Genomic DNA, 24,396 nt, shown 5'->3' with positions numbered 1-24,396 from the left:
CGCGGAGAGCGCGAAAGTGTTGCGAAAGTGCCTCGTCTGGCGGGGATGTGTCGCGGGTGGGCAACAGCCGCGGGGTTGGCTCAGCCGCCCTGGTGCAGCGAGGCATCGGGAGCCGGGCGCGCAGGCGCGGCGGGGCGCACTTGCGCGGGCCTGGCACTCGCCGCGGCCGCGGCGGCGGCCGGCGTCCTGGCTTCGGCCCCGCTGTCCGGCGACGGCGCGGGTCCGGCAGCCTGGCCGGTGGCGCCGGTGGCCGGATCGCGGTAGGTCTTGCCGGGAGGCGGGGCGATCGGACGCTTGCGGATCTCGGCCAGCAGCTTGCCGCACTGCGAGTTCTCGCTGGTGGAAAGGTCGATCAGGGGCAGCACGGCGGCGCCGATAGGCGCCACCAGCGCGAGCGCCACCACGCCCCCGGCGCGCAGGGCCAGCACGCCCACGTCCGGGCTGACCGATGGTTTTTTCAGCGTGCCGCCCACATAGAGCGGCGAGCGCAGCGAGAAGATGCGCAGGCCCTTCGAGTCGGGCCGGACGGTCAGCGCCAGCCGCTCGCTGGCCAGGTCGACGGCGCCGCTGGTATCGATCACGGCATCCTGCGTATCGAGCACGAAGGTACGCGCGCGCGCCACGCCGTTGGTGAAACTGAAATCGCTGACGCCGCAATTGATCTGCACCGGCTTGTCGCCGAACAGCTTCGAGATCACCACGCTGCCCACGTTCAGCCCCATCGCCTCCAGGACGAACTTGCTCACCGTGCCGTTCTCCACCAGCAGCTTGGCTTCGCCGTTGGCGCTGCCCAGCAGCGTGGCCACCGAGTTGCCGGTCGCGCTCAGCCTGGCGCTGCCGTTGAGCTCGCCGATGCTGGCGCGCATCGATTCGAGCTTGGGGAACAACTCCTTGAGCTTGAGGTGGCGCGCCTTCATGTTGATGATGGCGGCCAGGGGTTCGCGCTTGCCGTTGAGTTGCAGCGAGGACACCAGGTTGCCCCCCGCCACGCCAAAGTCGAGCGGGTCCAGGGTCAGCACGCCGTCGTCGAGCTTGAGATGGGTGACGAGGTCGGTGATCGGCAGGTCGCTGGTGCGGATGATGCGCTTGCCGGTGAACTTCACGTCGGCGTCGATGCTGTCCCAGCGTTCGGTGCGGAATGGCGCCACCGGCAGGGCTTTGTCGGCGGGCTGCTTCACGCCGCTGCCGGAAGCAGCTTGCCCGGGCTTGGCGTCGGCGCCGATCAGCGGTGCGAGGTCTTCGAAGCGCAACTGGCCGGATTCGAGCTCGCCCGACAGCAGGGGGCGTGGCTGGCGCTGCGTGTAGGTAAGCGTGCCGTTCAGGTCGCTGCCGCCGACGCGTCCGCTGAACTTGTCGTAGCGGTACACCGAGCTGCCTTTTTTCAGCGTGGCGACGAGCCGGCCGCGTGTTTCGTATGGCGGCGTGCTGGGCAGCACGATGCCGGTCAGGGCATAGAGCTTGGCCATGTTGTCGCCCGACAGCTGCAGGTGGACGTCGAGCGCGCCAAGGTGGGCGGGGTTGGTCAGCGTGCCCTCCACCACCGCGCGCGTATTGCCGACACGCGCGTCGGCCTGTACCGGGAAGGGCATGTTGGTGTCGCGCAGGCTGAGCACCGTGCCGGCCTTGCCGGTGGCGTTGATGGTGGCGTCGTTGTAGCGCCCGGTGGCCTTCCAGCGCACGCCATAGCGCTGGCTGCCGGTGCCGGGCTGGCCGGGGGCGGGGACCGTTGCGCTGGCGCTCCCCGGCGTGCCCGAGGCCGCGGGATTGATCAGCGCGCCGTCGCGGGCCCTGTCGTAGAGCGGGCTGTCGCCTATGGTGTCCAGGCGGGCCTGCATCTCGATTTTCATGGCCTTGTCGGACAGGGTCAGGTCGCCCCGCGCCAGCGCCATTTCGCCGATATCGAGCTTCCATTCCGAAGGCTTCTTGCTCGACGCCATGTCGAACGTCCAGTTGTTGCGCTGGTCCGCCAGGCGCTCCAGCCACACGGCGGGGCTGTCGACGACGATGGTGGGAACCGAGATCTGGTGCCTGAGCAGCGGCAGCGGACGCACCACGAAGATCAGCTCGCGCACGGTGGCGAAGTTGGGCTCGCGCGCCCAGCCGGGGTTGCCGACGGTGATGTCGGTGGCGGACAGGCGGGGCCAGGGCACCCAGGTGTGCCAGCCGGTCTCGCCTTCCGCCCGGCGCCAGGTCAGGGTCAGGTCGCCGTTGACGGCAAAGGGCCGGCCGATCGCCTCGGACACGCGCTGGTTGAGCCACGGCTTGAGGCGGTTCCAGTCGAAGGTCAGAATGACCACGAACAGCACGGCGATCAACACCAGCGGTGTCAGTACACTCCAGATAACTGCCTTGCGGCGCAGGGACATGGGGTCGGTATCCTGGTCGGGCGGACCGCGCGCAGCGCATGTATTGCGTCTTGGGGGGCGAGGCGGCGGTCGAACCACTGCTGTAGGTATTGTATAGTTGCGCGCCCCGTTCTCCTGTCGGCGCTTGGCTGACAGTGTGATGTGACGGGCATTTTGCTTCTCGCGTGGCTTTCGCGTGGTTGCCGCGTGCCTTGCCGTGCTTCCACGGCAGCCTCTTTTCTCTCTTACCAGCAAGTCTCGAGCCAAGATATGAGCAATCTCGTCCCGGAAACAGCCCCGGAAACGTCCACCTCCCCGGCACTGGCGCAACTGCCGCCGGCGCTGACGCACGAGAGCCCGGCCGACGACGACTACCACCGCCGCTTCGGCGGCGTGGCGCGCCTGTACGGCGCCGACGGCCTGGCGCGCCTGGAGGCGGCGAGCGTTTGCGTGGTCGGCATCGGCGGCGTGGGCAGCTGGGCGGCAGAGGCGCTGGCGCGCAATGCCGTGGGCCGCGTCACGCTGATCGACCTCGACCATATCGCGCTGTCCAATACCAACCGCCAGATCCACGCGCTGGGCGACGACTACGGCCGCGCCAAGGTCCAGGCCATGGCCGAGCGCATGGTGCAGATCAACCCGCGCTGCCGCGTGACCGAGGTGGACGATTTCGTCACCGTCGACAACGTGGCGGAGCTGCTTGGCGGGCACGACTACATCATCGACGCGATCGACTCGGTCAAGGTCAAGATCGCCATGCTGGGCTGGGCGCGGCGCGAAGGCCGGCGCATCATCACCTGCGGCGGCGCCGGCGGCCAGCTCGATCCGACCCGCATCCGCGTCGTCGACTTCTCGCGCACCGTCCAGGACCCGCTGCTGGCCAAGGTGCGCTCCAGCCTGCGCAAGGACTGGGGCTGGCCGCGCAACCCCAAGCGGAAGTTCGGCATCGACGCAGTGTACTCGGACGAACCGCTGCGCTATCCCGAACCCGAGCAGCAGGCCTGCGAGATCGATGAGGCTCCGGCCGCGGCCGTGCCGGCAGCACCGCCCGCCGGCCCGCAGGGGCTGGCCTGCGCCGGCTTCGGTTCCTCGGTGGCGGTGACCGCCGTGTTCGGCATGGTGGCGGCCGCCAGCGTGCTGGGGGCGCTGACGGCGCCGGAGTGAAGCGCCGGGGCGCGGGAGCTAGGCCGCCAGCTCGGCCAGCAACGCGGCCAGGTCGGCTTCGTCCGGGGCGGAGTTGTCGAAGTAGCTCAGTTCGGGATGCGCCTGCGGTGCCGGCATGAAGCGCCGGGCGCGGTAGTCGTCCCAGTGCGTCAGCTTGTAGGCATCGTTGGGGTTGCCGCGCCGGATGATGCGGGCATGGGCTTCGTCTTCCGGCAGGTGCACCCACAGGGTGCGTACCTCGGTGCCGGGCGGCACGCGCAGCCACGCCGGGTCGTGCAGCAGATGGTCGCGTACCTCGCGCGAAAGCGGGCCCACCACGATCACGCTGATGCCCAGCGCAAGATTCTCGCGCGCGGTGTCGAGCAGGCCGTGGTACTCGGCATCGCGCAGGTGCTTGAGGTAGGTGGGGCTGTCGCGGTCGTTCGGGTCGCCGGTCAGCGCGCCCATCGCCGCGGCGCTGTAGCCGCCGTACAGGGTGTCCTTGTCGAGCAGGCAGAACGGTTCGCCGGTGGCCTGCATGAGCGGGCCGATCAGGCGGTGGGCCAGGGTGGTCTTGCCGGTGCCGGCGTGGCCGCAGAAGAAGAGCAGTCGGGGCATATGGGGGCAGGCCTGGGCCTGGCGCGATGGAAAGCCAGGCTCCAGCATAACCCGCGCGCCGTCTTGTCCTGGATCAGGCCGGCGAACCGCGGATTCGGTATCCTCTGGCCTTATGCCGGCACCCGGCGCCATGCATGCCGGCGAGCCTGCCCACTTTCTTCTCCCCAGACATGACCGATTCCCCTACGGATGCCATTGCGGATGCCCTCGCGCCGAGCCGCGCCACCCTCGCGCCCGAGTTGTTGCTCGGCGAGCCGGTGACCGACGCCACCCATGAAGAGTTCGTGCAATTGCTGGACGCCGCCGCGCGTGCCGAAGACACCGGCTTCCTGGCCGCGCTGGACGAGTGGATCGACCACTCGCGTCATCATTTCGGCCAGGAAGAAGCGTGGATGGAAGCCATGGCCTTCGGCCCGCAGCACTGTCATCGCGGCGAGCACCAGCAAGTGCTGGCGGTGGCCGACGCGGTGCGGGCCAAGGTCGCGGAAGGCGACGTGGCGCTGGGCCGGCGGCTGGTGTCGGAGCTGCCCGGCTGGTTCGACCAGCATGTGAAGTCGATGGACGCGATGATGGTCAGCCACATGCGCGAAAACGGCTTCAGCCTGATCGAGGCACCTGCCGGGCAGGCTGCCTGAATACGCTGGCGGGCTTCAGCCTGCGCCGGCGGCCGCGCGGTCGAGCACGACGAAGTGCTTGCGCACGGCTTCAATCACCTCGAACAGCCCGGTAAAGCCCGCCGGGATCACGCACGCATCGCCGGGCCCGAATTCGCGGGCGTTGCCGGCATCGTCGCTGATGCGGATGCGTCCGCTGATGATCTGGAAGAACTCTTCCTTGCCTGCCGGGAAGGCAATGCGCCACGCACCCGGCTCGCACGCCCACACCCCGCAGTCGAAGTCGCCCCGGCCGGCGCTGTAGTGCGTCCACGTGGTGCGCTCGGGATTGCCCGACACCAGCCGGTCCGGGCGCGGACGGTCGTGGCTGGGAGTCGGGTCGGTGCGGAAATCGGCCAGGCGGGGCAGGGAAGCGGTCACGGCAGCAGCGGGCAAGAAGGTATGACAGGCCCGCCAGTTTAATTCAGCGCGGAAGCCAGCTGCCGGCGCCAGCGCGAAACCGCCTCGGGCTGGTCGCTCATCAGGTCGAATACCGAGATCATGGTGACGCGCCCGACATCTTCCTCGAAGCTGCGGTCGGCCCGCACGATCGCCAGCAATTGCTCCAGCGCGGCCTCGTATTGCCGGTGCGCGATGAGCGCGCGGGCGAGGTCCAGGCGCGAACGCAGGTCGCCGGGCGCCGCGGCGATGCGCGCCGTCAGCGTGGCGGTGTCGGGCAGTTCGGACACGCCGCGCATGGCCTCGAGGCGAGTACGCAGCGCGGCGAAGCCTTCCGCCTGGGGTGCGCTGGGCGACAGCATGCCGAACTCGGACTCGGCCTGGTCCAGCGCGTCCATGTCGAGCAGGAAGCCGATGTATTCGAGCCGGGCCGCGTCGAAGCCGGGATCGAAAGCCAGCGCGGCCTGGAAAGCCTCCCGGGCGGCTTCATGATCACCGGCGCCGATGGCATCGCGCGCCGCGCGCAAGGCGGTCTGGCCAGGATTGGGCATCACGCGGGCCAGGAACTCGCGCAGGCCGGACTCCGGCAGCACGCCGGTGAACTGGTCTACCGCCTGGCCGTCCGCGAACGCAACCACGTGCGGGATGCTGCGCACGCCGAAGTGCCCCGCCAGGTCCTGGTTCTCGTCGACATTCACCTTGGCCAGCCGCCACTTGCCGCCGGCCTCGGCTTCCAGCTTTTCCAGCATCGGGCCCAGCGTCTTGCACGGACCGCACCAGGGCGCCCAGAAATCCACCAGCACCGGGATGTGATGCGACGTCTCGATCACGTCGGCCTCGAAATTCTGCAGGGTTACGTCGCTCATGGCTTGCTCTCGGTAGAAGGTGGGCCCGGCGCGTGCCGGGGGGCAGACCTAAGCTAGATTGGGGCGGACGGCGCCGTTTGCAACCACGCCCGGCCGGGCGACGGGTAGACAAGGGTAAGCGATGGATTGAAAATAGAACGGTCGTTCGGTTATATTGCTTGATTCGCATTTCAAGATCAGGTCCAGCAGACCGCATAGGAGACATTTATGCCAACCCACCAGTCCGCGCGCCCGCATTTCAAGTTCTGGCCCAAGCGGGTACCCACCGAGATCGTGCTGCCGGAAACCTCGCTCTGGTACAACCTGGTGGTGTCCGCGCACCGCTATGCCGACAAGGCGGCCATCCGCTATTTCGGCAACGCCATCAGCTTCAGCCAGCTCGAGGCGCAGGCCAGCGCCATGGCCGGCTGGCTGCAGCAGAAGGCGGGCGTGAAGAAGGGCGACCGGGTGCTGCTCTATATGCAGAACTGCCCCCAGTTCATCGTCGGCTACTACGCCATCCTGCGCGCCGACGCCGTGGTGGTGCCGGTCAACCCGATGAACCGCACCGAGGAATTCAAGCACTACATCAGCGACGCCCAGGCCCGCGTGGCGATCTGCAGCGCCGACCTGGCGGCCGGTGCCGAACAGGCCAACGCCGAGCTGCCGGCCGGGCAGCGCCTGCAGCATATGCTGGTCACGCAATACAGCGACGCGCTGCCTGCCAGCTACGAACACCCGGAAGATGCGCCCGCCGCCTGGCTCACCGCCCAGCATCCGCTGCCGGCCGGCGCCACGCCGTGGGCCGAGGCGCTCGCCCTGAAACTGGTGCCGTCCGAACATACCGCCGGTCCCGACGACGTGGCAGTGATGCCCTACACCTCGGGCACCACCGGTTTCCCCAAGGGCTGCATCCACACCCACCGCTCGGTCATGCACAACGTGATCGGCGGCGGCATCTGGAGCGGCAGCGGCGCGGAATCGACGATCCTGTCGGTACTGCCGATGTTCCACGTCACCGGCATGCAATACGGCATGAACGGCCCGATCTACAGCGGCGCCACGGTGGTGATGCTGCCGCGCTGGGACCGCGAAGTCGCCGGCCGCCTGATCTCGCGCTACCAGGTCACCCACTGGACCAATATCCCGACCATGGTGATCGACTTCCTCGGCAGCCCGAACCTGGCCCAGTTCGACCTGTCGAGCCTGCGCTACATCGGCGGCGGTGGCGCGGCCATGCCGCAGGCAGTGGCGGAGCGCCTGCAGCAGCAGTTCGGCCTGAACTATGTCGAGGGCTATGGCCTGTCGGAAACGATGGCGCCGACCCACAGCAACCCGGTCGACCGCCCCAAGCTGCAATGCCTGGGCGTGCCCACCCTGAATACCGACGCGCGCGTGATCGACCCGGTCACGCTGGCCGAGCTGCCGCCCAATGAAGTCGGCGAGATCATCGTGTGCGGCCCGCAGGTGTTCAAGGGCTACTGGGGCAAGCCGGACGCCACGCGTGACGCCTTCATCGAGTTCGACGGCAAGACCTTCTTCCGCACCGGCGACCTGGGCCGCATGGACGAGGAGGGCTATTACTTCCTGACCGACCGCCTCAAGCGCATGATCAACGCGTCCGGCTTCAAGGTGTGGCCGGCCGAGGTGGAGAACCTGCTCTACAAGCATCCGGCCGTGCAGGAGGCCTGCATCATCGGCTCGCGCGACCCGTACCGCGGCGAAACCGTGAAGGCGGTGGTCGTGCTCAAGGCCGATGCCAAGGGCAAGACCACGCCCGAGGACATCATCGAGTGGGCCAAGGAAAACATGGCGGCCTACAAGTATCCGCGCGTGGTGGAGTTCGTCGATGCGCTGCCCAAATCGGGCACCGGCAAGGTGATGTGGCGCCAGCTGCAGGAAAGCGAGAACGCGCGCAGCGCCTAACCGGCTGCTGCCTGACAGCGCCCGGCGCGCCGTGCGCCGGGCTTAGTGCCCGCGCGCGCGCATCAGCATCTTCACCATGGTCTTGTAGCTGCGTTCGCGCGCGTGCCGCGTCGGGCTGGTACCGTCGCGGTCCGCCAGGTTGGCGTCCGCGCCGGCATCGAGCAGCAACTGCACCGTATCCTCGTAGCGCGCGCTGCCGTCGCCCATGACGATGGTCTCCAGCAGGGCGGTCCAGCCCTGCCGGTTGACGTGGTCGACCGCCACGCCCGCCTTCAGCAGCACCTTCACCACCTCGGTATTGCCATGCGCGCAGGCGACGATCAGCGCCGTGCTGTTGCTGATGTCCGTGCTGTTGAGGTCTGCTCCGTGCGTAATCGCCAGTTGCACCACTTCGAGCTGCCCCGTGGACGCGGCCAGCAGGAAGGGGCTGTTTGAGTCGATGTCCTTGCGGTTGACGTCGGCGCCGGCCGCCACCAGCGTCTTGGCCACCTCGGTGTGGCGGCTGTACACGGCTACCAGCAAGGCGCCGCGGCCGCGTTCGTCGGTGGCCTGGGCGGAAGCGCCGGCCGCCAGCAGGCGCTTGACCAGCTCGAGATCGCCTTGCGTGGCGGCAGCGATCAGGTTGCGGTCGAGGGCGCCAACGTTTTCGTGGGCACTGGTAGCGCCGGTGGCGGCGGTGGCGCCCTGCCCGTGCGGGCGCGGCGAGGTCTGGGCCGGGCTGCTTCCGCCCGGGCGGGCCGCCAGGCTCGAACCGCCCGGGCTGGCCAGCAGCGCCCCGCCCATCAGCAGCCCGGTCAGCCCCAGCACTTCGGCGAGTACCATTCGGCGGGAGCGGGCGGCAGGGCGTGGCATCAGGCTGCTTTCCGGGTCAGGCGGCTTCGCTGGTGGCGCGCTCGCAGGCGGCGTCGGTGTCCTGGAGCTGGCGCCACAGGCGGCCCAGGTAAGGATCGTCGACCCCGTTCGTGGCGAGGCCGAGCAAGGTCTGCTGCAGGTATTCGCGCGCCGGGCCATAGAGGCCGCAGGCGTGGCGCAGGCACGCCACCACCCGCTCGTCGGGCAGGCGCCCGGCATAGGCTTCGTGGGTACGGTTCATGACGAAGGCCAGCGCCGGCTGCGGCTTGCTGCCGGCCAGCTTCACCTTGAGCCAGCGCGGATGGTAGGCGCCGGTGAGCATCTCGCGGCGCCACAGCAGGCGGAATTCCTGCTCGATCATGTCGTGGGGGATGCGGAACACCATGCCGTGGCAGCAACCACCGCGGTCCAGGGCCAGCACCAGGCCGGGATCGTCCCAGGTGCCGCGGTTGATGCGCGAATACAGGTAGAAGCCGCGGTGGTAGCCATGCACGGTGGCCAGCTGACGCGCCGTGTGCACCACCATGGGGTTCCAGATCAGGGAGCCGTAGCCGAACACCCAGACATCGCCGGCCAGCCCTGGTGTGTCCGGCCGCTGGTCCAGCGTGGCGCGCAGGGAGCCTTCGAACGCTTCTTCCGGGAGTAGGGAGGAAGCCACCGGCGTGCTGCAAAGAGAAGCACGAAGCCGATCCGTTTCGAGATCTTGTCGGGTGATGGCCATGCTTGCAAGCATAATCCAAAGCTGCGTTTCAGGCGGCACCGAAACCACATGGCAAGCAGAAATCTCTGAAACGACTGTCCCTGTGTGTGCGGCAGACAACGGTTGCCGGTATGGCAGGCGCAGCGAAAATCGCGCCGAGTTGACCGTACGAGGTGGCGGCGGCGGCAGACATGTCCTTACAATACCGCATCAACCAGGAGATCAGGCTATGGCGCGCACGCTCACGGTGGCCTTCGGCACCGGCAAGGAATTCGGTTTCACCATTGGCGACGCCGAACTGGCGGCCGTCAGCGAAGAGGCCGGCTGGCGCTGGTTCGACCGCGAATACGCCGAACTCGATTGCCAGGCTTCGAGTCCGGTGGGCAAGGTGCTGGTGATCGACAAGATCCTGAACGTGGCCAAGTTCTCGGGCGAGCAGCGCTTTGCCGGCGATGCCGCGTGGGCCCAGGACTATGCGCGCCACGCCGCGCGGCTGCTGGACCGCGACAAGGTGCGGGTCGACGTCGGCAACGCCGCGATCAGTTTCTGACGCCGGGGGCGCCAGAAGGCAAAAGGGACGCCCGCGGGCGTCCCTTCTTGCATGGCCGGGTCCGCGACCCGGAGGCTCAGACTGCCAGCAGTTCCACTTCGAACAGCAGCGTGGCGTTCGGCGGGATCACGCCGCCCGCGCCGCGCGCGCCGTAGCCCAGCTCGGCCGGGATCACCAGGCGGCGAGTCCCGCCCACCTTCATGCCCTGGACGCCCTCGTCCCAGCCGCGAATGACGTGGCCTGCACCCAGCGGGAACACGAACGGGTCGTTGCGGTCCTTGCTCGAATCAAACTTGCGGCCAGCCTGGCCGTTGTCGTAAAGCCAGCCGGTGTAGTGCACCGTGACATGCTTGCCCGCGGTGGCTTCGGCGCCTTCGCCGGTGACGGTGTCTTCGTATTGCAGGCCGGAGGGAGTGGTGTTCATGATTGGCTTCCTTATGCTGTATCAGGGAGGGTCACGGTACCGGAACGGCCAGCGCATGGCTGGCCGTTCCGGGCAAACGGGTACTGCGCAACCGCGGCGGCGCCGGGGGTCAGCCCGCGGCGCGCTGCAGGATGTCGAGCGTGATGCGCACGTTGTGGTCGTCGTCGCTGACCCAGATCTCGCTGTCCTGGATCGTCACCGACAAGCGCATGGCGCGCTGGGCCAGCGCGGCCAGGGCATCGACCGCATCGGCCGGCACATTGTAGATGGTCACGTTGCGCAGCTTGCCGACCTTGCCGGACATGCCCTTCCACCATTCGCGCGCGCTCGCACCATTGTAGGTGAACACGGTCACGCGCCCGGCGCGCGCGGAGGCGCGCTTGAGGCGGGATTCGTCGGGCTGGCCCAGCTCGATCCAGTGCGCGATCTCGTCGGTCAGGGTCTTTTCCCACAGGTCCGGCTCGTCGGGCTCGTCCAGGCCGCGGGTGAAGGTGAGCGATTCGCTGGCCTCGCAGGCAAAGGCCAGCAGCCGCACCATCATGCGCGCGTCGTTCTCCGACGGGTGCTTGGCGATGGTCAGGGCGTGGCTGCCGTAGTAGGGCCGGTCCATGTCGGACACGGAAAGCTCGGCCTTGTAGATGGTGGATTTGAGAGCCATTGGGAAACGCTGTGAACCGCTGTGAAGCGCCGCCGCACATGGCGTCGGCGAGATGCGAAAGGCCGCATGATACGTGAATCCGGCGGCGCGCTCGCGGCTGCGCCACGCAGGGCGGCGGGCGGCATCGCCCGGGCGCCCCGGCGTCAGCCCGCGGATGCGGGCGCGGCGATACGCTCAGCGCGCCTTGCGGTACTCGCTCAGGTAGAACCGCAGCAGCGCCGAGCCCAGCACCAGGCACAGGAAGGCCGCCGCGACCACCATGGCGTGGCCGGCCGCACTGTCGACCTGCCCGAACATGGCCAGCCCGGCCAGCCAGCTCGCCACCGGCAAGCTCAGCGCCGGCACCATCAGGGCCCGGCGGCCGTACGTTTGCAGCGCCCACGCCGGGAAGCGGCGCAGGAAGCCCAAGGGAATGCTGCAGATCAGGCAGGCGCCCGCCGCGGCCAGCGAAGCCGCCACTACATCCCCGATGTGAATCATCGTCATCCTGTTGTCGTCCCGTGTCAGGCGGCGGCCGGGAAGCCAAAGGAAACGGGGCCGGCCAAAATATGCAAACCGCTGATTCTACAGAAGAAAATCGCCGGTCAGGCGCCTGCTGGGCAACATGTGGCGGCAGCGCGAGCGCCGCCATGAGGAAGGACGCCGGCCGGGTGGCGCGGCTGTCACTCGCCCGCCGGCTTGTCCGGCGTGGCTTCGACGGAGAGGGTGAGCGTCACGGTGTCGCCCACATCGGGCAGGAAGCGCGTCATGCCGAACGCGCTGCGCGACAGCACCGCCCGGAAGTCGCCGCCGCACACGTGGCGCTTGATGCCGAACAGCGAGATCTCGCCGCAACTGAAGCGCTCGGCCTCCAGTCGCAGCGGCCGGGTGACGCCGTGCAGCGTCAGTTCGCCTTCCACCGCGACCAGCCGCTCGCCTTCGCGTATGAAACGGTCGGCGCGCAGTCGCACGACCGGGAAGGCCTGCGCATCGAGGAACTGTGCCGAACGCAGGACGCCGTCGAGCGTGCGGTTGCCGGTGTCGACCGTATCGGCATCCGCCGTGAAATCGATGCCGCCGCTGCCGGTGGCCTCGTCATAGCGGATGCGGCCATCGATCTTGCCGAAGCGCCCGCGCACGGAGGTGCGCTCGAAGTGGCTGGCGGCAAAGTAGACCGCCGTGTGCGTGGGGTCCACCGCATAGTCGGCGGGGGCGCCCTGCGCCGCGCAGGGCAACGCCGCGGCCAGCAGCCACAGCGTGCGTACCAGGACCGGCGTCTTGCGCATGGCGGCAGGGCTCTAGTGGACGAACACGGGCAGCAGGAACATGCCGATCACCGACAGGAAGCCCACGGTCCAGCACAGGGTGCGCAAGGTGGGGCGGTCCGCCAGGTAGCACACGGTGTAGAAAATGCGCGCGGCGATGAAGACCAGCGCCAGTTCGTCGATGCGCGCCGCCGGCGCATGCAGGAAGCTTGCCGACAGCACGGCCGCGGCAAAGAAGGGAAAGGCTTCGAAGTGATTGCGGTGCGCCATGTCGGCACGGCGCGCGCGTCCGGCCTGCCCTTCCAGCCAGCCGCGCGGGTCGTGGTTGTCGAAGCCGGCGCCGCCGGCCTTGGCGATGGCCACCGTCACGACGGGCAGGATGCCTGCCAGCAGTACACACCAGAACGCTATCGGCATCGCTGTTTCCCTGTTTCCGTATCTGCCTGCCGGCCTGCCCGTTCGCGGAAATCGCACCCGGTTGCCGTCGCGGCGCCCGGGCGCGCTGCCAGCGCGGCCAGCCTCAAGCGGCCACCACGCGGATCTTCACGCCTGCCACGCTGACCACCTGGCCAGCGCGGATCTTGGCGGTCTTGCGCGATTCCACCGCGCCGTCGACCGAGACTTCACCGGCCGCCACCAGGGCCTTGCCGGCGCCGCCGCTGTCGCAGACGCCAGCCACCTTGAGGAGGTCGTTGAGGGCGATATGCTCGCCTTCGAGCGAAAAGGTGATGGTCTGCATGGTCATTTGCCCCAGCTGTCCTTGAGGCCGACGATACGGTTGAAGACCGGCTTGCCCGGCTTCGAATCGACACGGTCGGCCACGAAGTAGCCATGGCGCTCGAACTGGAAGCGGTCGTCGGCGGCAGCCTGCTCCAGGCCCGGCTCCAGATAGGCTGTGACCACTTTCCTGGAGTCCGGGTTCAGCGCGTCGAGGAAATTCTTGCCGCCGGCGTCCGGGTTGGGGTCGTTGAACAGGCGGTCGTACAGGCGCACCTCGGCCTCGGACGCATGCGGCGCGCTGACCCAGTGGATGTTGCCCTTGACCTTGACGCTGTCCGCGCCCGGCGTGCCGCTCTTGGTGTCCGGCAGGTAGCTGGCGTGCACGGCGATCACCTTGCCGTCCGCGTCGCGGTCCACGCCCGTGCATTCGATCACGTAGCCGTAGCGCAGGCGCACCTTGCTGCCGGGGTTGCCGTCCTTCGGCGCGAACAGGCGGAAGTAGCCCTTGGGGGGCGCTTCGCTGAAGTCGTCGCGCTCGATCCACAATTCGCGCGACAGCGGGAACACGCGGCGGCCCAGTTCGGGCTTCTTCGGGTGCACCGGGGCCGAGCATTCCTCGCTCTGGCCTTCGGGGTAGTTGTCGAGGATCAGCTTGACCGGGTCCAGCACGCCCACGCTGCGCGCGGCGCGCGCGTCGAGGTCGTCGCGCACGGCGCCTTCGAGCGTGCTCATGTCGATCCAGCTATCGGACTTGGCCACGCCGATGCGTTCGCAGAACAACTGTATCGATTCCGGGGTGAAGCCGCGCCGGCGCATGCCCACGATGGTCGGCATGCGCGGGTCGTCCCAGCCTTCCACGCGGTTCTCGTTGACCAGTTGCAGCAGGCGGCGCTTGCTGGTGATGGCGTAGGTCAGGTTCAGGCGCGCGAACTCGTACTGGTGCGGCAGCGGCTCGCTGAACACGCCGCAATCGCGCAACTGGGCGAGCACCCAGTCGTACAGCGGGCGGTTGTTCTCGAACTCCAGCGTGCACAGCGAGTGGGTGATGTTCTCGATCGCGTCCGAGATGCAATGCGTGAAGTCGTACATCGGGTAGATGCACCACTTGTCGCCCGTGCGGTGGTGATGGGCATGGCGGATACGGTAGATCACCGGGTCGCGCATCACGATATTGGGCGCGTTCATGTCGATCTTGGCGCGCAGCACGTGCTCGCCGTCGGCGTACTTGTCGTCGCGCATGTCGCGGAACATCTGCAGGTTCTCCGCCACGCTGCGATCGCGGAACGGCGAAGGCGTGCCCGGGCGCGAGAAGTCGCCGCGGTTGGCGGCGATCTGCTCGGCGCTCTGGCTGTCCACGTAGGCCACGCCGCGCTCTATCAGCTTTTCGGCGAAGGCGTAGAGCTGGTCGAAGTAGTCGCTGGCGTAGTACAGGTGCGGCTGGCGGGCGCCGTCCTTGTCCGTGGTGTCCCAGCTGAAGCCGAGCCAGTGCACCGAGTCGATGATGGAATCGACGTATTCGGTGTCTTCCTTGACCGGGTTGGTGTCGTCGAAGCGCAGGTGGCAGCGGCCGGCGTAGTCGCGCGCCAGGCCGAAGTTCACGCAGATGCTCTTGGCGTGGCCGATATGCAGGTAACCATTGGGTTCCGGCGGGAAGCGGGTGATGACGGTGGGCAACGCCTGGCCCTGCGTATCCTGGCGGCCGGCATAGGTACCGGCGTTGAGATCCTGGTCGATGATGCTGCGCAGGAAATTGGATGCGGCGGGGGTGCTGTCGTTGGCTTTGGGGTCGTGGCTCATGGTTGCGCCGGAGGCGGTTACGTCAGCAGGCGCAGGCTGCGCACCGGAATGCGGCGCGCAGCCTGCCGCGCTGCTCGATTGCATGGCGGAATGCCGGATCGCGTGATTTTACCGTGCCTGCGCCCGGCGTCGTGCAAACTCGCCGCGCCGGCCTGAAAAGACGCCAAAACGGCTGGCGCGTCCTAGCATGGAGTCAACGCATCCGCTTCCCGGAGTCCATTCGCCATGCCTGCCTCGACCGTCACTCCAGCCGCCCGCCCGACCCCGCACGAAGCCCTGGCCGGGCTCTGGCAGGCCGCCGGGCTGCCTGCCGCCGCGCCAGGCCACGCGCGGCTCGGCGGCGCCGATCCCGGCCTGCCCTCGTCCTTTGCCGTGGGCACGGCCGCGCAGGCCAGCCTGGGCAGCGCGGCGCTTGCCGCGGCGGCCCTGTGGGAATTGCGCGGCGGCGGTCGCCAGCAGGTTGCCGTCGATATGCGCCATGCGCTGGCCGAGTTCCGCAGTGAACGCTACCTGCGGGTGGACGGCGCGCCTGCGCCGGAATTCCGCGACCCCCTGACGCGCCTCTGCCGCTGCGGCGACGGCGGCTGGGTACGCCTGCACGCCAATTTCCCGCACCACCGGGACGGCGTGCTGCGCCTGCTCGGCTGCGGCCCCGATCCCGCCGCGGTGGACGCCGCCCTGCGCAAATGGGAGCCCGAGGCCTTCGAGACCGCCGCCTCGGAAGCGGGCCTGGTGGTGGCCGCCTTGCGCGGCTTCGACGAATGGGACCGGCATCCGCAGGCGCAGGCCCTGCGCGGCCTGCCGCCGCTGACGCTCGAGCGTATCGGCGACGCGCCGCCGCAGCCTTTGCCGGCGCTGCCGGGCGCCGGCGCGCGTCCGCTTTCCGGCGTGCGCGTGCTCGACTTCACGCGCATCATCGCCGGGCCGGTGGCGGGGCGCACCCTGGCCGCCCATGGTGCCGACGTGCTGCTCGTCACGGCTGCCCACCTGCCTTTCATCGCGCCGCTGGTGATCGATACCGGGCGCGGCAAGCGTTCCTGCCAGCTCGATCTGCGCGACCCCGACGACAAGCGGGCCCTGCACAAGCTGCTGCATGGCGCCGATGTATTGATCCAGGGCTACCGTCCGCAGGGCCTGGCCGAACTGGGGGTGGGGCCGGAAGCGGCGGCGCGGGCGCGCCCCGGCATCGTCTATGTGAGCTTGAGCGCCTACGGGCATGTGGGGCCGTGGGCAGGCAAGCGTGGCTTCGATTCGCTGGTGCAGGCCGCCACCGGTTTCAACCATGCCGAGGCACTGGCGGCCGGCAGCGAAGAGCCGCGGCCCTTGCCGGCGCAGGTGCTGGACCACGCGGCGGGCTACCTGCTGGCACTGGGAGCCATGGCCGGGCTTTACCGCCGCGCCACCGAGGGCGGCAGCTGGCATGTGCGCGTGTCGCTGGCGCAGACCGGGCAGTGGCTGCGCAGCCTGGGCCGTGTCGATGGCGGACTGCGCCAGCCGGACCAGCAATACGCGGATGTGGCGGACCTGCTCGAGACCCTGCCATCGGGGTTTGGCGAGCTGACCGTGGTATCGCATGCCGGGCGTCTGTCCGAGACGCCCGCGCGCTGGGCGCTGCCGTCAGTGCCGCTGGGTTCGCACGCGCCGGAGTGGCTGCCGCGCGCCTGAGTGGCGCGCGTTCCCGGGCTTGCCCGGCCGGGGTCAGGCGCCGGTCATGCGCCAGTCATGCGCCAGTCATGCGCGCCATCCATTGCGCCATGTCGCGTTCGAGGGGGCTGCCTTCCTGCTGGGCGGCGAGGATGCGTTCGCGGTCCGCGGCAGGGCGGTTCTGGCTCAGCTTGAACTTGGCTTCGATGCGTGTCGGCACGATGCGCAGGCCCACGATCGCGCCCAGCATCTTCTGCTGGAAGTCTTCCGGCAGCGCGCGCCACTGCGCGGCGTAAGCGGGCTCGTTGCGGGCAATGAGGCGCTTGAGCAGTGCGTCCTTCTCCGTGGCGTCATGGATGGTGGCGATGTCCGCGTAGACGTGCACGGCGACGTAGTTCCAGGTCGGCACCGACAGTTTCTGCTCGTACAACGCGGGCGATACGTAGCCGTGCGGCCCCTGGAACACCAGCAGCGCGCGCGGGTTCTGTTCGAGCCAGCGCCAGTGCGGGTTGGCGCGCGCCATATGGCCTTCGACCTGCCAGCTGTCGCCGGCGCGTTCGGCAACCACCGGCAAGTGGGTGGCGAACGGGATGCCGTCGGCATCGTTGCCGACCAGGGTGGCAAACGGGTAGCCGCGCAAGACGTCGTCGATGGCGTCGGCTTCGGTGCTGGCAAAGTGGGATGGCGTGTACATGGGCGCGTGGTGATCGGGCGGGATCAATACAGGGTTTGTTGCAGCCGTGCGGGCTGGGTCTCGTCGTAGGCGGCGCCGTCGATGGTGTGGTGGCTCAGGGTGGCGAGGATGGTGCCGTTGCTCGGCAGGCTGGCGCGCGCCACCTGGCTTTGCGGGGCCCACAGTTTCGAGCGCACCAGCGCGCGGGCGCACTGGAAGAACACCGATTCGATCGCGATCACCAGCACCGTCGCCGGCGCCTTGCCATCGACCACGCAGCGCGCGATGAGCGCGGGGTCCACCGAGATGGTGGCGGTGCCCGCCACGCGAATGGTCTCGTTGACGCCGGGAATGACGAACAATAGTCCCACGCGCGGATCGGCCACGATATTGCGCAGGCTGTCGATGCGGTTGTTGCCGCGGCGGTCGGGCAGCAACAGGGTGCGTTCGTCCAGCACCTGCACGAAGCCGGGCGCGTCGCCGCGCGGCGAGCATTCGGCATGCCTGCTGCCAACGGTAGAGAGCAGGCATAGCGGGGCGGCTTCGATGAAGGCGCGGTAGAGCGGGTGCAGGTAGCTGACTTCCTTGGCGAGCGAAGCTTCGGCGGCGTCGGCGTAGCGCGCTTCCAGCTCGGCCAGCGTGGTGATGGCGTATGGGTTCATGGCGAGGAGCATGCGCGGCGGCCGGGGCATCGCTACGCTTGTTTCTTTTGGTTTCCCGAGACGCTGCGGGACGATTGCGGGACAGTGCCTCACTGTACCGCAATCGCGCCGCGTGCCCGGCGCTACAGCGTGACTGTGCCGCGGCCCAGCTCGATCACGCGCCCGCCCACGCGGATGGCCTTGTCGGCCGTGACCTCCAGGTGCAGCGCGCACGGACGGCCCACGGCCTCGCCCTGGGCAATGCGGCAGGTGGCGGGCAGGTCGCGGCCGCTGGCGACGATCCAGCCGCCCAGGTTGGCGCAGGCCGAGCCGGTGCCCGGGTCCTCCGCCACGCCGCCGCCCTGCTTGGTGAAGAAGTAGCGCGCCTCGACCTGGCCGGGCTGCGCGGGATCGAAGGCGAACACATAAGCGGTCTTGCGGCCCAGGCTGCTCTGCGGCCATGCTTCGAGCCGGCTGCCGTCGGGCTGGGCGCGGCGCACGGCGTCCACGCTGCGCAGCGGCACCAGCAACTGGTCGGCGCCGGTATCGACCCACATCGGCGGCGCCAGCAGGTCCGCTGCGGTCAGGCCGAGCAGGCCAGCCATCTGCGCGTCCGGCAGGCCGGCCGGCGCGGTACGCGGCGCGCCCGCGTGCGGCGCGGTGAAGGTCCAGATGTCGCCCTGCGCGGTGACCGGCACCACTCCCGCCTTGAATTCGAGCGAGAAGGCATCGCCGGCGGCGGCCAGTTCGCGCACCACGTGGGCGGTGCCGAGCGTGGGATGGCCGGCGAAGCGCATCTCGTAGCCGGTGGTGAAGATGCGCACCTGGGCGGCAGCCCGCTCCGACGGCAGGATGAAGGTGGTTTCCGACAGGTTGAACTGCAGCGCCAGCGCTTGCATGGTGGCGTCGTCGAGCCCGCGCGCGTCTTCGAACACGCATAGCGGATTGCCGCCGAAGGTCGATTCGGCGAACACGTTGAGCAGGCGGTAGGCGTAGGTGGTCATGCTGTTCCCGGGGAATGCGCCGGGCCATGGATGGCGGACATCACAGTCTAAGGTGCCGGCGCGCGTACGCCATGCACAGTCATGCCGACGCCGGGCAGGCCAGTTGCGGACAGTCGCGCGCCGGCCCGCCAAGAAAAAAGGCGCCCCCGTTGCCGGGGGCGCCCTCCCAGTACTGCTTGCGGGGACTCAGAAACCGATTCAGAAACCGACTGCCTGCCCATCGCGCCGGCTATCGCTGGCGGCTACGTAGCCGTGTTCGGCGTCGTCGGACATACGCCAGATGAACTGGCCGGAGCCAAAGTCCATGTAGGGGTCGTCGACCGACTTGAGCTGGTGGCCGCGCGCCTTGAGGGCGGCCACCACGGCAGGATCCATGGTGGATTCAACGTCCAGGGTGAAGTCTCGGTTGACCTTCCAGCGCGGCGCGCAGCATGCGGCCTGCGGCTGCTGGTTGTAGTCCACCATGCGCACCACGGTCTGCAGATGGCCCTGCGGCTGCATGTCGCCGCCCATCACGCCGAAGCTCATCACCGGCTGGCCGCCCTTGGTCAGGAAGGCCGGGATGATGGTGTGGAAGGGACGCTTGCCGCCTGCCACCACGTTGGCGGACTTCGGGTCCATCGAGAAGCCCACGCCGCGGTTCTGCAGGCTGATGCCGGTGCCGGGCACCACCACGCCGGAGCCGAAGCCCATGTAGTTCGACTGGATGAAGGAAATCATCATGCCGTTCTCGTCGGCGGCGGTCAGGTAGATGGTGCCGCCCACCTTGGGCATGCCGAAGTCGAAATGCGTGGCGCGCTGCATGTCGATCAGCTTGGCGCGCGACTTCAGGTAGGCGTCGTCCAGCATCTGCTCGGGCGTGACTTCCATGCTGCGCGGATCGGCCACGTAGCGATAGAGGTCGGCGAAGGCCAGCTTCATCGCTTCGATCTGCAGATGCTGCGACTCCACCGAATCCACCGGCAGCGAGCCCACGTCGAACTGGTCGAGGATGCCGAGCGCCATCAGCGCGGCGATGCCCTGGCCGTTGGGCGGGATCTCGTGCATCTCATAGCCGCGATAGGACTTGCTGATCGGCTTGACCCAGTCCGGCTTGTAGTCGCGCAGGTCGGCGGCGGTCATGGCGCCGCCGCATTCCTTGCTGAAGGCGGCGATGCGCTCGGCGATCTCGCCTTCGTAGTAGGCCCGGCCGTTGGTGGCGCCGATCTTGCGCAGCGTCTCGGCGGCGGCCTTGAGCGTGAACTTCTCGCCCACGTTGGGCGCGCGGCCGTTGGGCATGAAGGTGTCGGCGTAGCCGGGCTGGTCCTTCAGTTCAGGCACGGCCGCGGCCCACTTGTGCGCCACCACCGGCGGCACCGCATAGCCGCGCTCGGCGATCTCGATGGCAGGCTCCATCAGGTCGGCGAACGGCAGCTTGCCGAAGCGCTCGTGCAGCGCGGCCCAGCCGGCGATCACGCCGGGCACGGTGACGGCGTCCCAGCCGCGCACCGGGCGGTTGGCGATGCCGTTGGCGTCCGTGCCGTACTTGTTCTTGAAATATTCGGGGCTCCAGGCCGCCGGCGCCACGCCGGACGCGTTCAGGCCGTGCAGTTCCTTGCCGTCCCAGAGAATGGCGAAAGCGTCGCTGCCCAGGCCGCACGAGACCGGCTCGACGATGGTGATGGCCGCCGCCGCGGCGATGGCCGCATCCACCGCGTTGCCGCCCTTGAGCAGCATGCGCAGGCCGGCCTGCGCCGCCAGCGGATGCGAAGTGGACACCACGTTGCGCGCGAACAGCGGGATCCGCACGGAGGGGTAGGGGTTGGTCCAGTTGAAATTCTGCATGCTTGTCTCGGTTGCTTGCGCGGGCGGCGCGCCTGCGGCGCCGCCACGGAGGTGGCTTGAACCGACCTCTTATTCGACGGTGATCTTGCGATCCTTGATGAGCTTACCCCAGCGCGCGCTGTCCTTCTTGACCATCGCGGCGAACTGCGCCGGCGTGCCGCCGACCGGCTCGGCGCCCAGCTTGCCCAGGCGCTCCTTGACGTCAGGCGACTGGATCGCCTTGTTGAACTCGGCGTTGAGGCGGTTCACCAGGTCGGCCGGCATGCCCTTCGGGCCATAGATGCCGAACCATGTGTCGGATTCGAAGCCCGGAAGGCCGGACTCGCTGGCCGTGGGGATCTCCGGCGCCAGCGGCGAGCGCTTCAGGCTGGTCACGGCCAGCGCCTTGAGCTTGCCGTCCTTCACGTGCGGCAGGCCCGAGACGATGCTGTCGAACAGGACCTGCACCTTGTTGGAGATCAGGTCGGGCACGGCCAGCGCGGTGCCGCGGTAGGGAATGTGCGTGATGAACACGCCGGCCTGCGCCTTGAAGGCCTCGGCCGTCAGGTGCACCACCGTGCCGTTGCCGCTCGAAGCGTAGTTCAGCTCGCCGGGATGCTTCTTGGCGTAGTCGATCAGTTCCTTGACGTTCTTCACCGGCAGGCTGTTCGGCACCACCAGCACATTGGTGGCGATGGCCACCTGGCCGATCGGCGTGAAGTCGGTTTCGGTGTTGTAGGGCAGGCGGGTGTTGATATACGGCCCGATCGAGTGCGTGCTGGTGGTGGCGATCAGCAGCGTGTAGCCGTCCGCCGGCGCCTTGGCCGCCATGTCGGAGCCGATCGCGCCGCCCGCGCCGGGCCGGTTGTCCACCACGATCTGCTGGCCCATGCTGGTGCCCACTTTCTGGGCGATGGCGCGTGCCAGCAGGTCGGTGGCGCCGCTGGCCGGGAACGGCACGATCAGGCGGATCGGCTTGTTCGGGTAGGTGTCGGCGAGAGCCGGCACCGCGCTCAGTGCGAGGCCGGTGGCGAGGCTCGTGCCGAGCAGGCGCAGCCAGTGTTTCATGGTGTTCTCCGGAACTGGAAGGCAGGGGCAGGCGGCAACTGCCCCAGGGCTGGCCGCCGCACGCGATTCGATGATGCTTTGCATCATTATTCCGTGCGCTACATCGTAATGAAAGCTAATATTTCTTTTGTGTGTCTCAATATTTTCTTAAGTTATTTAGTGGATTAAAGGGCGCTTTTATGGCGCCGATTTCATGAGCACCATCCGCTTCCTCCGTACCTTCGTCGCCGTGGCCGACCACGGCTCCTTTGTCGCCGCCGCCGAGCAGGTGTCGCTGACCCAGGCCGCGGTCAGCCTGCAGATGCGTGCGCTGGAGATGGAGCTGCGCCGCGAACTGTTCGACCGCGGCGGCAGGGTAGTGGCGCTCAACGCAGGCGGACGCGAACTGCTGCCGCAGGCGCGCCGCATGCTGGCGCTGTACGACGAGATGCGCCTGCCGCCCGAGGCGCCCGACGCCATGGCCGGCGCGGTGGCCGTGGGCGCCGTGGTCTCGGTGATGGGCGGCCTGTCGCACGTGGTGGCACGCATGAAGCGCGAATACCCTGCGCTGGACGTGCGCCTGGTCGGCGCCAAGTCCCTCGAGCTGGCCGCCCAGGTGGAAGCCGGCGAGCTGGACGCCGCCATGCTGGTCGAAGGCGCCGGCCGCCTGCCCGGCACCCTGGTGTGGACGCCGCTCTACCGCGAACCGCTGGTGGCCATCGCCGGGCTCAGCAGCCCTGGCGCGACGGCCCGCGAGGCGCTGGCCGCCAACCCGTTCCTGCGCTTCGACCGCGGCCAGCGCACCGGCATGCTGGTGGAGCGCGCGTTGCGCCGCGCCCACCTGCGCGTCAACGAGTTCCTCGAGCTGAATTCGATCGAGGCGCTGGTCGAGCTGGTGCGCCAGGAGGTCGGCGTCACCGTGGTGCCGCTGCTGCAGCGCGCGCGCTGGCTGGACGACGACGCCTTGCGCATCCTGCCGCTGGCGGTGGGCGGCGCGCCCGTGCTGCGCACCATCGGCATGCTGGAGCGGCGCGATCATGCGCGCCGGCATATCACGGCGGCCGTGCGCGAGGCGTGCGCCGGGCTGTTCGGGGCCTGAGGCGCGGGACGCCGATTCCCGCGGCCCACGGACAGGCGGGCGGGAAACGAAAAAAGGGCGCCTCGCGGCGCCCTTCGATGGTCTTGCTGTTGTTGCTTGTTGTCCTGCTTATTCTTCCTGGAACGCTTCTTCGCGCTTGTTCTTGATCGACGGCAGCGCCACGATCAGCACCAGCACGGCAGCGGCGATCAGCAGGCCGAGCGAAAGGGGGCGGGTCAGGAACACGCTGAACTCGCCACGCGACAGCAGCAGGGAACGGCGGAAGTTCTCTTCCATCATCGGTCCCAGCACGAAGCCCAGCAGCAGCGGCGCCGGCTCGCACTTCAGCTTGATGAACAGGTAGCCGATCACGCCGAAGGCAGCGGTCTGGAACACGTCGAACGTGGTGTTCTGGACCGAGTACACGCCGATGCAGCAGAAGGTCAGGATGGCCGGGTACAGGTAGCGGTAAGGCACCTTGAGCAGCTTCACCCAGATCCCGATCAGCGGCAGGTTCAGGATGATCAGCATGAAGTTGCCGATCCACATCGAGGCGATCAGGCCCCAGAACAGCGCGGGGTTGCTGGTCATGACCTGCGGACCCGGCTGGATGTTGTGGATGGTCATCGCGCCCACCATCAGCGCCATCACGGCGTTGGGCGGAATGCCCAGCGTCAGCAGCGGGATGAAGGAGGTTTGCGCCGCGGCGTTGTTGGCCGATTCCGGACCGGCCACGCCTTCGATGGCGCCCTTGCCGAATTCGTGGGAATACTTGGAGGTCTTCTTCTCCAGCGAGTAGGCCGCGAACGACGCCAGTGCCGCACCGCCGCCCGGCAGGATGCCCAGCAGAGAGCCGAGCGCAGTACCGCGCAACACGGCGGGAATCATGCGCTTGAAGTCGGCCTTGGTCGGGAACAGGTTGGTGATGTGGTCCGTGAAGGTTTCGCGGGCATCCTTCTGTTCCAGGTTCGCGATGATTTCCGCGAAGCCGAACACACCCATGGCCACCGAGACGAAGTTCAGTCCGTCGGTCAGTTCAGGCACGTCGAAGGAAAAGCGCGCGGCGCCCGAGTTCACGTCGGTGCCGACCAGGCCCAGCAGCAGGCCCAGCACGATCATGGCGATGGCCTTGACCAGCGAACCCGAAGCCAGCACCACGGCGCCGATCAGGCCCAGCACCATCAGCGAGAAGTATTCGGCCGGGCCGAACTTGAATGCCAGTTCCGACAGCGGCGCGGCGAACGCAGCCAGGATCAGGGTTGCCACGCAGCCGGCGAAGAACGAGCCCAGGCCGGCGGTGGCTAACGCCACCCCCGCTCGTCCTCGCCTGGCCATCTGGTAGCCATCGATGGTAGTCACCACCGACGACGATTCACCCGGCAGGTTGACCAGGATGGCGGTGGTGGAGCCACCATATTGCGCGCCGTAGTAAATACCGGCCAGCATGATCAGCGCGGCCACCGGCGGCAGCGTGTAGGTCACCGGCAGCAGCATGGCGATGGTGGCCAGAGGCCCCAGGCCCGGCAGCACGCCGATCAGGGTACCCAGCACGCAGCCCAGGAAGGCGTATGCGAGGTTTTGCAGGGTCAGGGCGGTAGAGAAGCCCAGCCCCAGGTTGGCGAGTAGTTCCAT

At 68.4% G+C, this 24,396-nt stretch carries 25 protein-coding genes; 6 read left to right on the top strand and 19 right to left on the bottom strand.

The window, feature by feature from the left end; genetic code table 11:
• Window positions 1–80: 80 nt before the first annotated feature.
• Window positions 81–2,366: an AsmA family protein gene (locus AC1DKV_RS01575; protein WP_441613186.1), complete on the bottom strand. Its 2,286-nt coding sequence runs from the start codon at window positions 2,364–2,366 to the stop codon at window positions 81–83.
• Window positions 2,367–2,615: 249 nt separating this feature from the next.
• On the opposite strand from AC1DKV_RS01575, the gene tcdA reads away from it, so the two are divergent.
• Window positions 2,616–3,509 (top strand): tRNA cyclic N6-threonylcarbamoyladenosine(37) synthase TcdA, encoded by an 894-nt coding sequence (gene tcdA / locus AC1DKV_RS01570; RefSeq protein WP_441613185.1) that lies wholly within the window; start codon window positions 2,616–2,618, stop codon window positions 3,507–3,509.
• An 18-nt stretch (window positions 3,510–3,527) separates the two neighbouring features.
• Here the strand turns inward: tcdA and AC1DKV_RS01565 are convergent, their stop codons facing one another.
• Complete coding sequence (locus AC1DKV_RS01565; protein WP_441613184.1) at window positions 3,528–4,106, bottom strand: P-loop nucleotide/nucleoside kinase family protein; 579 nt, start codon at window positions 4,104–4,106, stop codon at window positions 3,528–3,530.
• Between the two features lie 170 nt (window positions 4,107–4,276).
• Between AC1DKV_RS01565 and AC1DKV_RS01560 the strand changes: the two genes are divergently transcribed.
• Window positions 4,277–4,741 (top strand): bacteriohemerythrin, encoded by a 465-nt coding sequence (locus AC1DKV_RS01560; RefSeq protein WP_441613183.1) that lies wholly within the window; start codon window positions 4,277–4,279, stop codon window positions 4,739–4,741.
• Between the two features lie 15 nt (window positions 4,742–4,756).
• Here AC1DKV_RS01560 and AC1DKV_RS01555 read toward each other — a convergent pair whose 3' ends face one another.
• Entirely contained in the window at window positions 4,757–5,140 is a 384-nt protein-coding gene (locus AC1DKV_RS01555) for a cupin domain-containing protein (RefSeq protein ID WP_441613182.1), read from the bottom strand.
• 38 nt (window positions 5,141–5,178) lie between these two features.
• Window positions 5,179–6,024, bottom strand: a complete 846-nt coding sequence (gene trxA, locus AC1DKV_RS01550) for a thioredoxin (protein WP_441613181.1) — start codon at window positions 6,022–6,024, stop codon at window positions 5,179–5,181.
• 207 nt (window positions 6,025–6,231) lie between these two features.
• Between trxA and AC1DKV_RS01545 the strand changes: the two genes are divergently transcribed.
• Window positions 6,232–7,929 (top strand): long-chain fatty acid--CoA ligase, encoded by a 1,698-nt coding sequence (locus tag AC1DKV_RS01545; RefSeq protein ID WP_441613180.1) that lies wholly within the window; start codon window positions 6,232–6,234, stop codon window positions 7,927–7,929.
• Window positions 7,930–7,971: 42 nt separating this feature from the next.
• On the opposite strand, the gene AC1DKV_RS01540 is transcribed toward AC1DKV_RS01545, so the two are convergent.
• Both AC1DKV_RS01540 and AC1DKV_RS01535 read right to left on the bottom strand, forming a co-directional pair.
• Window positions 7,972–8,781: an ankyrin repeat domain-containing protein gene (locus AC1DKV_RS01540; protein ID WP_441613179.1), complete on the bottom strand. Its 810-nt coding sequence runs from the start codon at window positions 8,779–8,781 to the stop codon at window positions 7,972–7,974.
• A gap of 16 nt (window positions 8,782–8,797) precedes the next feature.
• Window positions 8,798–9,502 (bottom strand): gamma-glutamylcyclotransferase, encoded by a 705-nt coding sequence (locus AC1DKV_RS01535; RefSeq protein ID WP_441613178.1) that lies wholly within the window; start codon window positions 9,500–9,502, stop codon window positions 8,798–8,800.
• A 208-nt stretch (window positions 9,503–9,710) separates the two neighbouring features.
• Here AC1DKV_RS01535 and AC1DKV_RS01530 point away from each other — a divergent pair, with 208 nt between their 5' ends.
• Window positions 9,711–10,031 (top strand): hypothetical protein, encoded by a 321-nt coding sequence (locus AC1DKV_RS01530; protein WP_441613177.1) that lies wholly within the window; start codon window positions 9,711–9,713, stop codon window positions 10,029–10,031.
• 76 nt (window positions 10,032–10,107) lie between these two features.
• Here the strand turns inward: AC1DKV_RS01530 and AC1DKV_RS01525 are convergent, their stop codons facing one another.
• The 7 genes from AC1DKV_RS01525 to AC1DKV_RS01495 all read right to left on the bottom strand — a co-directional run bounded on the left by AC1DKV_RS01525 (window position 10,108) and on the right by AC1DKV_RS01495 (window position 14,874).
• A complete protein-coding gene (locus tag AC1DKV_RS01525; protein ID WP_020204589.1) occupies window positions 10,108–10,455 on the bottom strand; it encodes an FKBP-type peptidyl-prolyl cis-trans isomerase in 348 nt (115 codons plus the stop codon).
• Window positions 10,456–10,564: 109 nt separating this feature from the next.
• Window positions 10,565–11,113: a YaeQ family protein gene (locus tag AC1DKV_RS01520; RefSeq protein ID WP_441613176.1), complete on the bottom strand. Its 549-nt coding sequence runs from the start codon at window positions 11,111–11,113 to the stop codon at window positions 10,565–10,567.
• Window positions 11,114–11,287: 174 nt separating this feature from the next.
• Window positions 11,288–11,599: a hypothetical protein gene (locus tag AC1DKV_RS01515; RefSeq protein ID WP_441613175.1), complete on the bottom strand. Its 312-nt coding sequence runs from the start codon at window positions 11,597–11,599 to the stop codon at window positions 11,288–11,290.
• A gap of 176 nt (window positions 11,600–11,775) precedes the next feature.
• Window positions 11,776–12,378: a YceI family protein gene (locus AC1DKV_RS01510; RefSeq protein WP_441613173.1), complete on the bottom strand. Its 603-nt coding sequence runs from the start codon at window positions 12,376–12,378 to the stop codon at window positions 11,776–11,778.
• Between the two features lie 12 nt (window positions 12,379–12,390).
• A complete protein-coding gene (locus AC1DKV_RS01505; protein WP_441613172.1) occupies window positions 12,391–12,774 on the bottom strand; it encodes an MAPEG family protein in 384 nt (127 codons plus the stop codon).
• 103 nt (window positions 12,775–12,877) lie between these two features.
• Window positions 12,878–13,096: an RNA-binding S4 domain-containing protein gene (locus AC1DKV_RS01500; RefSeq protein ID WP_441613323.1), complete on the bottom strand. Its 219-nt coding sequence runs from the start codon at window positions 13,094–13,096 to the stop codon at window positions 12,878–12,880.
• A gap of 2 nt (window positions 13,097–13,098) precedes the next feature.
• Window positions 13,099–14,874, bottom strand: a complete 1,776-nt coding sequence (locus AC1DKV_RS01495; protein WP_441613171.1) for a glutamine--tRNA ligase/YqeY domain fusion protein — start codon at window positions 14,872–14,874, stop codon at window positions 13,099–13,101.
• A gap of 225 nt (window positions 14,875–15,099) precedes the next feature.
• On the opposite strand from AC1DKV_RS01495, the gene AC1DKV_RS01490 reads away from it, so the two are divergent.
• Window positions 15,100–16,539 (top strand): CoA transferase, encoded by a 1,440-nt coding sequence (locus AC1DKV_RS01490; RefSeq protein ID WP_441643189.1) that lies wholly within the window; start codon window positions 15,100–15,102, stop codon window positions 16,537–16,539.
• 55 nt (window positions 16,540–16,594) lie between these two features.
• Here the strand turns inward: AC1DKV_RS01490 and AC1DKV_RS01485 are convergent, their stop codons facing one another.
• From AC1DKV_RS01485 to AC1DKV_RS01465, 5 genes are all read right to left on the bottom strand, one after another.
• On the bottom strand, window positions 16,595–17,212 hold the full coding sequence (locus tag AC1DKV_RS01485; RefSeq protein ID WP_441613169.1) for an FMN-binding negative transcriptional regulator: 618 nt from the start codon (window positions 17,210–17,212) through the stop codon (window positions 16,595–16,597).
• Window positions 17,213–17,235: 23 nt separating this feature from the next.
• Window positions 17,236–17,853, bottom strand: a complete 618-nt coding sequence (locus AC1DKV_RS01480) for a pyridoxamine 5'-phosphate oxidase family protein (RefSeq protein WP_477137355.1) — start codon at window positions 17,851–17,853, stop codon at window positions 17,236–17,238.
• A gap of 122 nt (window positions 17,854–17,975) precedes the next feature.
• Window positions 17,976–18,836 (bottom strand): PhzF family phenazine biosynthesis protein, encoded by an 861-nt coding sequence (locus tag AC1DKV_RS01475; RefSeq protein WP_441613167.1) that lies wholly within the window; start codon window positions 18,834–18,836, stop codon window positions 17,976–17,978.
• A 198-nt stretch (window positions 18,837–19,034) separates the two neighbouring features.
• Window positions 19,035–20,660, bottom strand: coding sequence for a gamma-glutamyltransferase (gene ggt, locus AC1DKV_RS01470; protein WP_441613166.1), 1,626 nt, complete (start codon window positions 20,658–20,660; stop codon window positions 19,035–19,037).
• A 69-nt stretch (window positions 20,661–20,729) separates the two neighbouring features.
• Window positions 20,730–21,707, bottom strand: coding sequence for a Bug family tripartite tricarboxylate transporter substrate binding protein (locus tag AC1DKV_RS01465; RefSeq protein WP_441613165.1), 978 nt, complete (start codon window positions 21,705–21,707; stop codon window positions 20,730–20,732).
• Between the two features lie 193 nt (window positions 21,708–21,900).
• Between AC1DKV_RS01465 and AC1DKV_RS01460 the strand changes: the two genes are divergently transcribed.
• On the top strand, window positions 21,901–22,785 hold the full coding sequence (locus tag AC1DKV_RS01460; RefSeq protein ID WP_441613164.1) for a LysR substrate-binding domain-containing protein: 885 nt from the start codon (window positions 21,901–21,903) through the stop codon (window positions 22,783–22,785).
• 108 nt (window positions 22,786–22,893) lie between these two features.
• Here AC1DKV_RS01460 and AC1DKV_RS01455 read toward each other — a convergent pair whose 3' ends face one another.
• A complete protein-coding gene (locus tag AC1DKV_RS01455; protein WP_441613163.1) occupies window positions 22,894–24,396 on the bottom strand; it encodes a tripartite tricarboxylate transporter permease in 1,503 nt (500 codons plus the stop codon).

This window comes from Cupriavidus sp. 05T41 (genome assembly GCF_056396525.1).
Note: the sequence above shows the minus strand (reverse complement) of the source record. Positions and strands in the feature narration are given on the sequence as shown.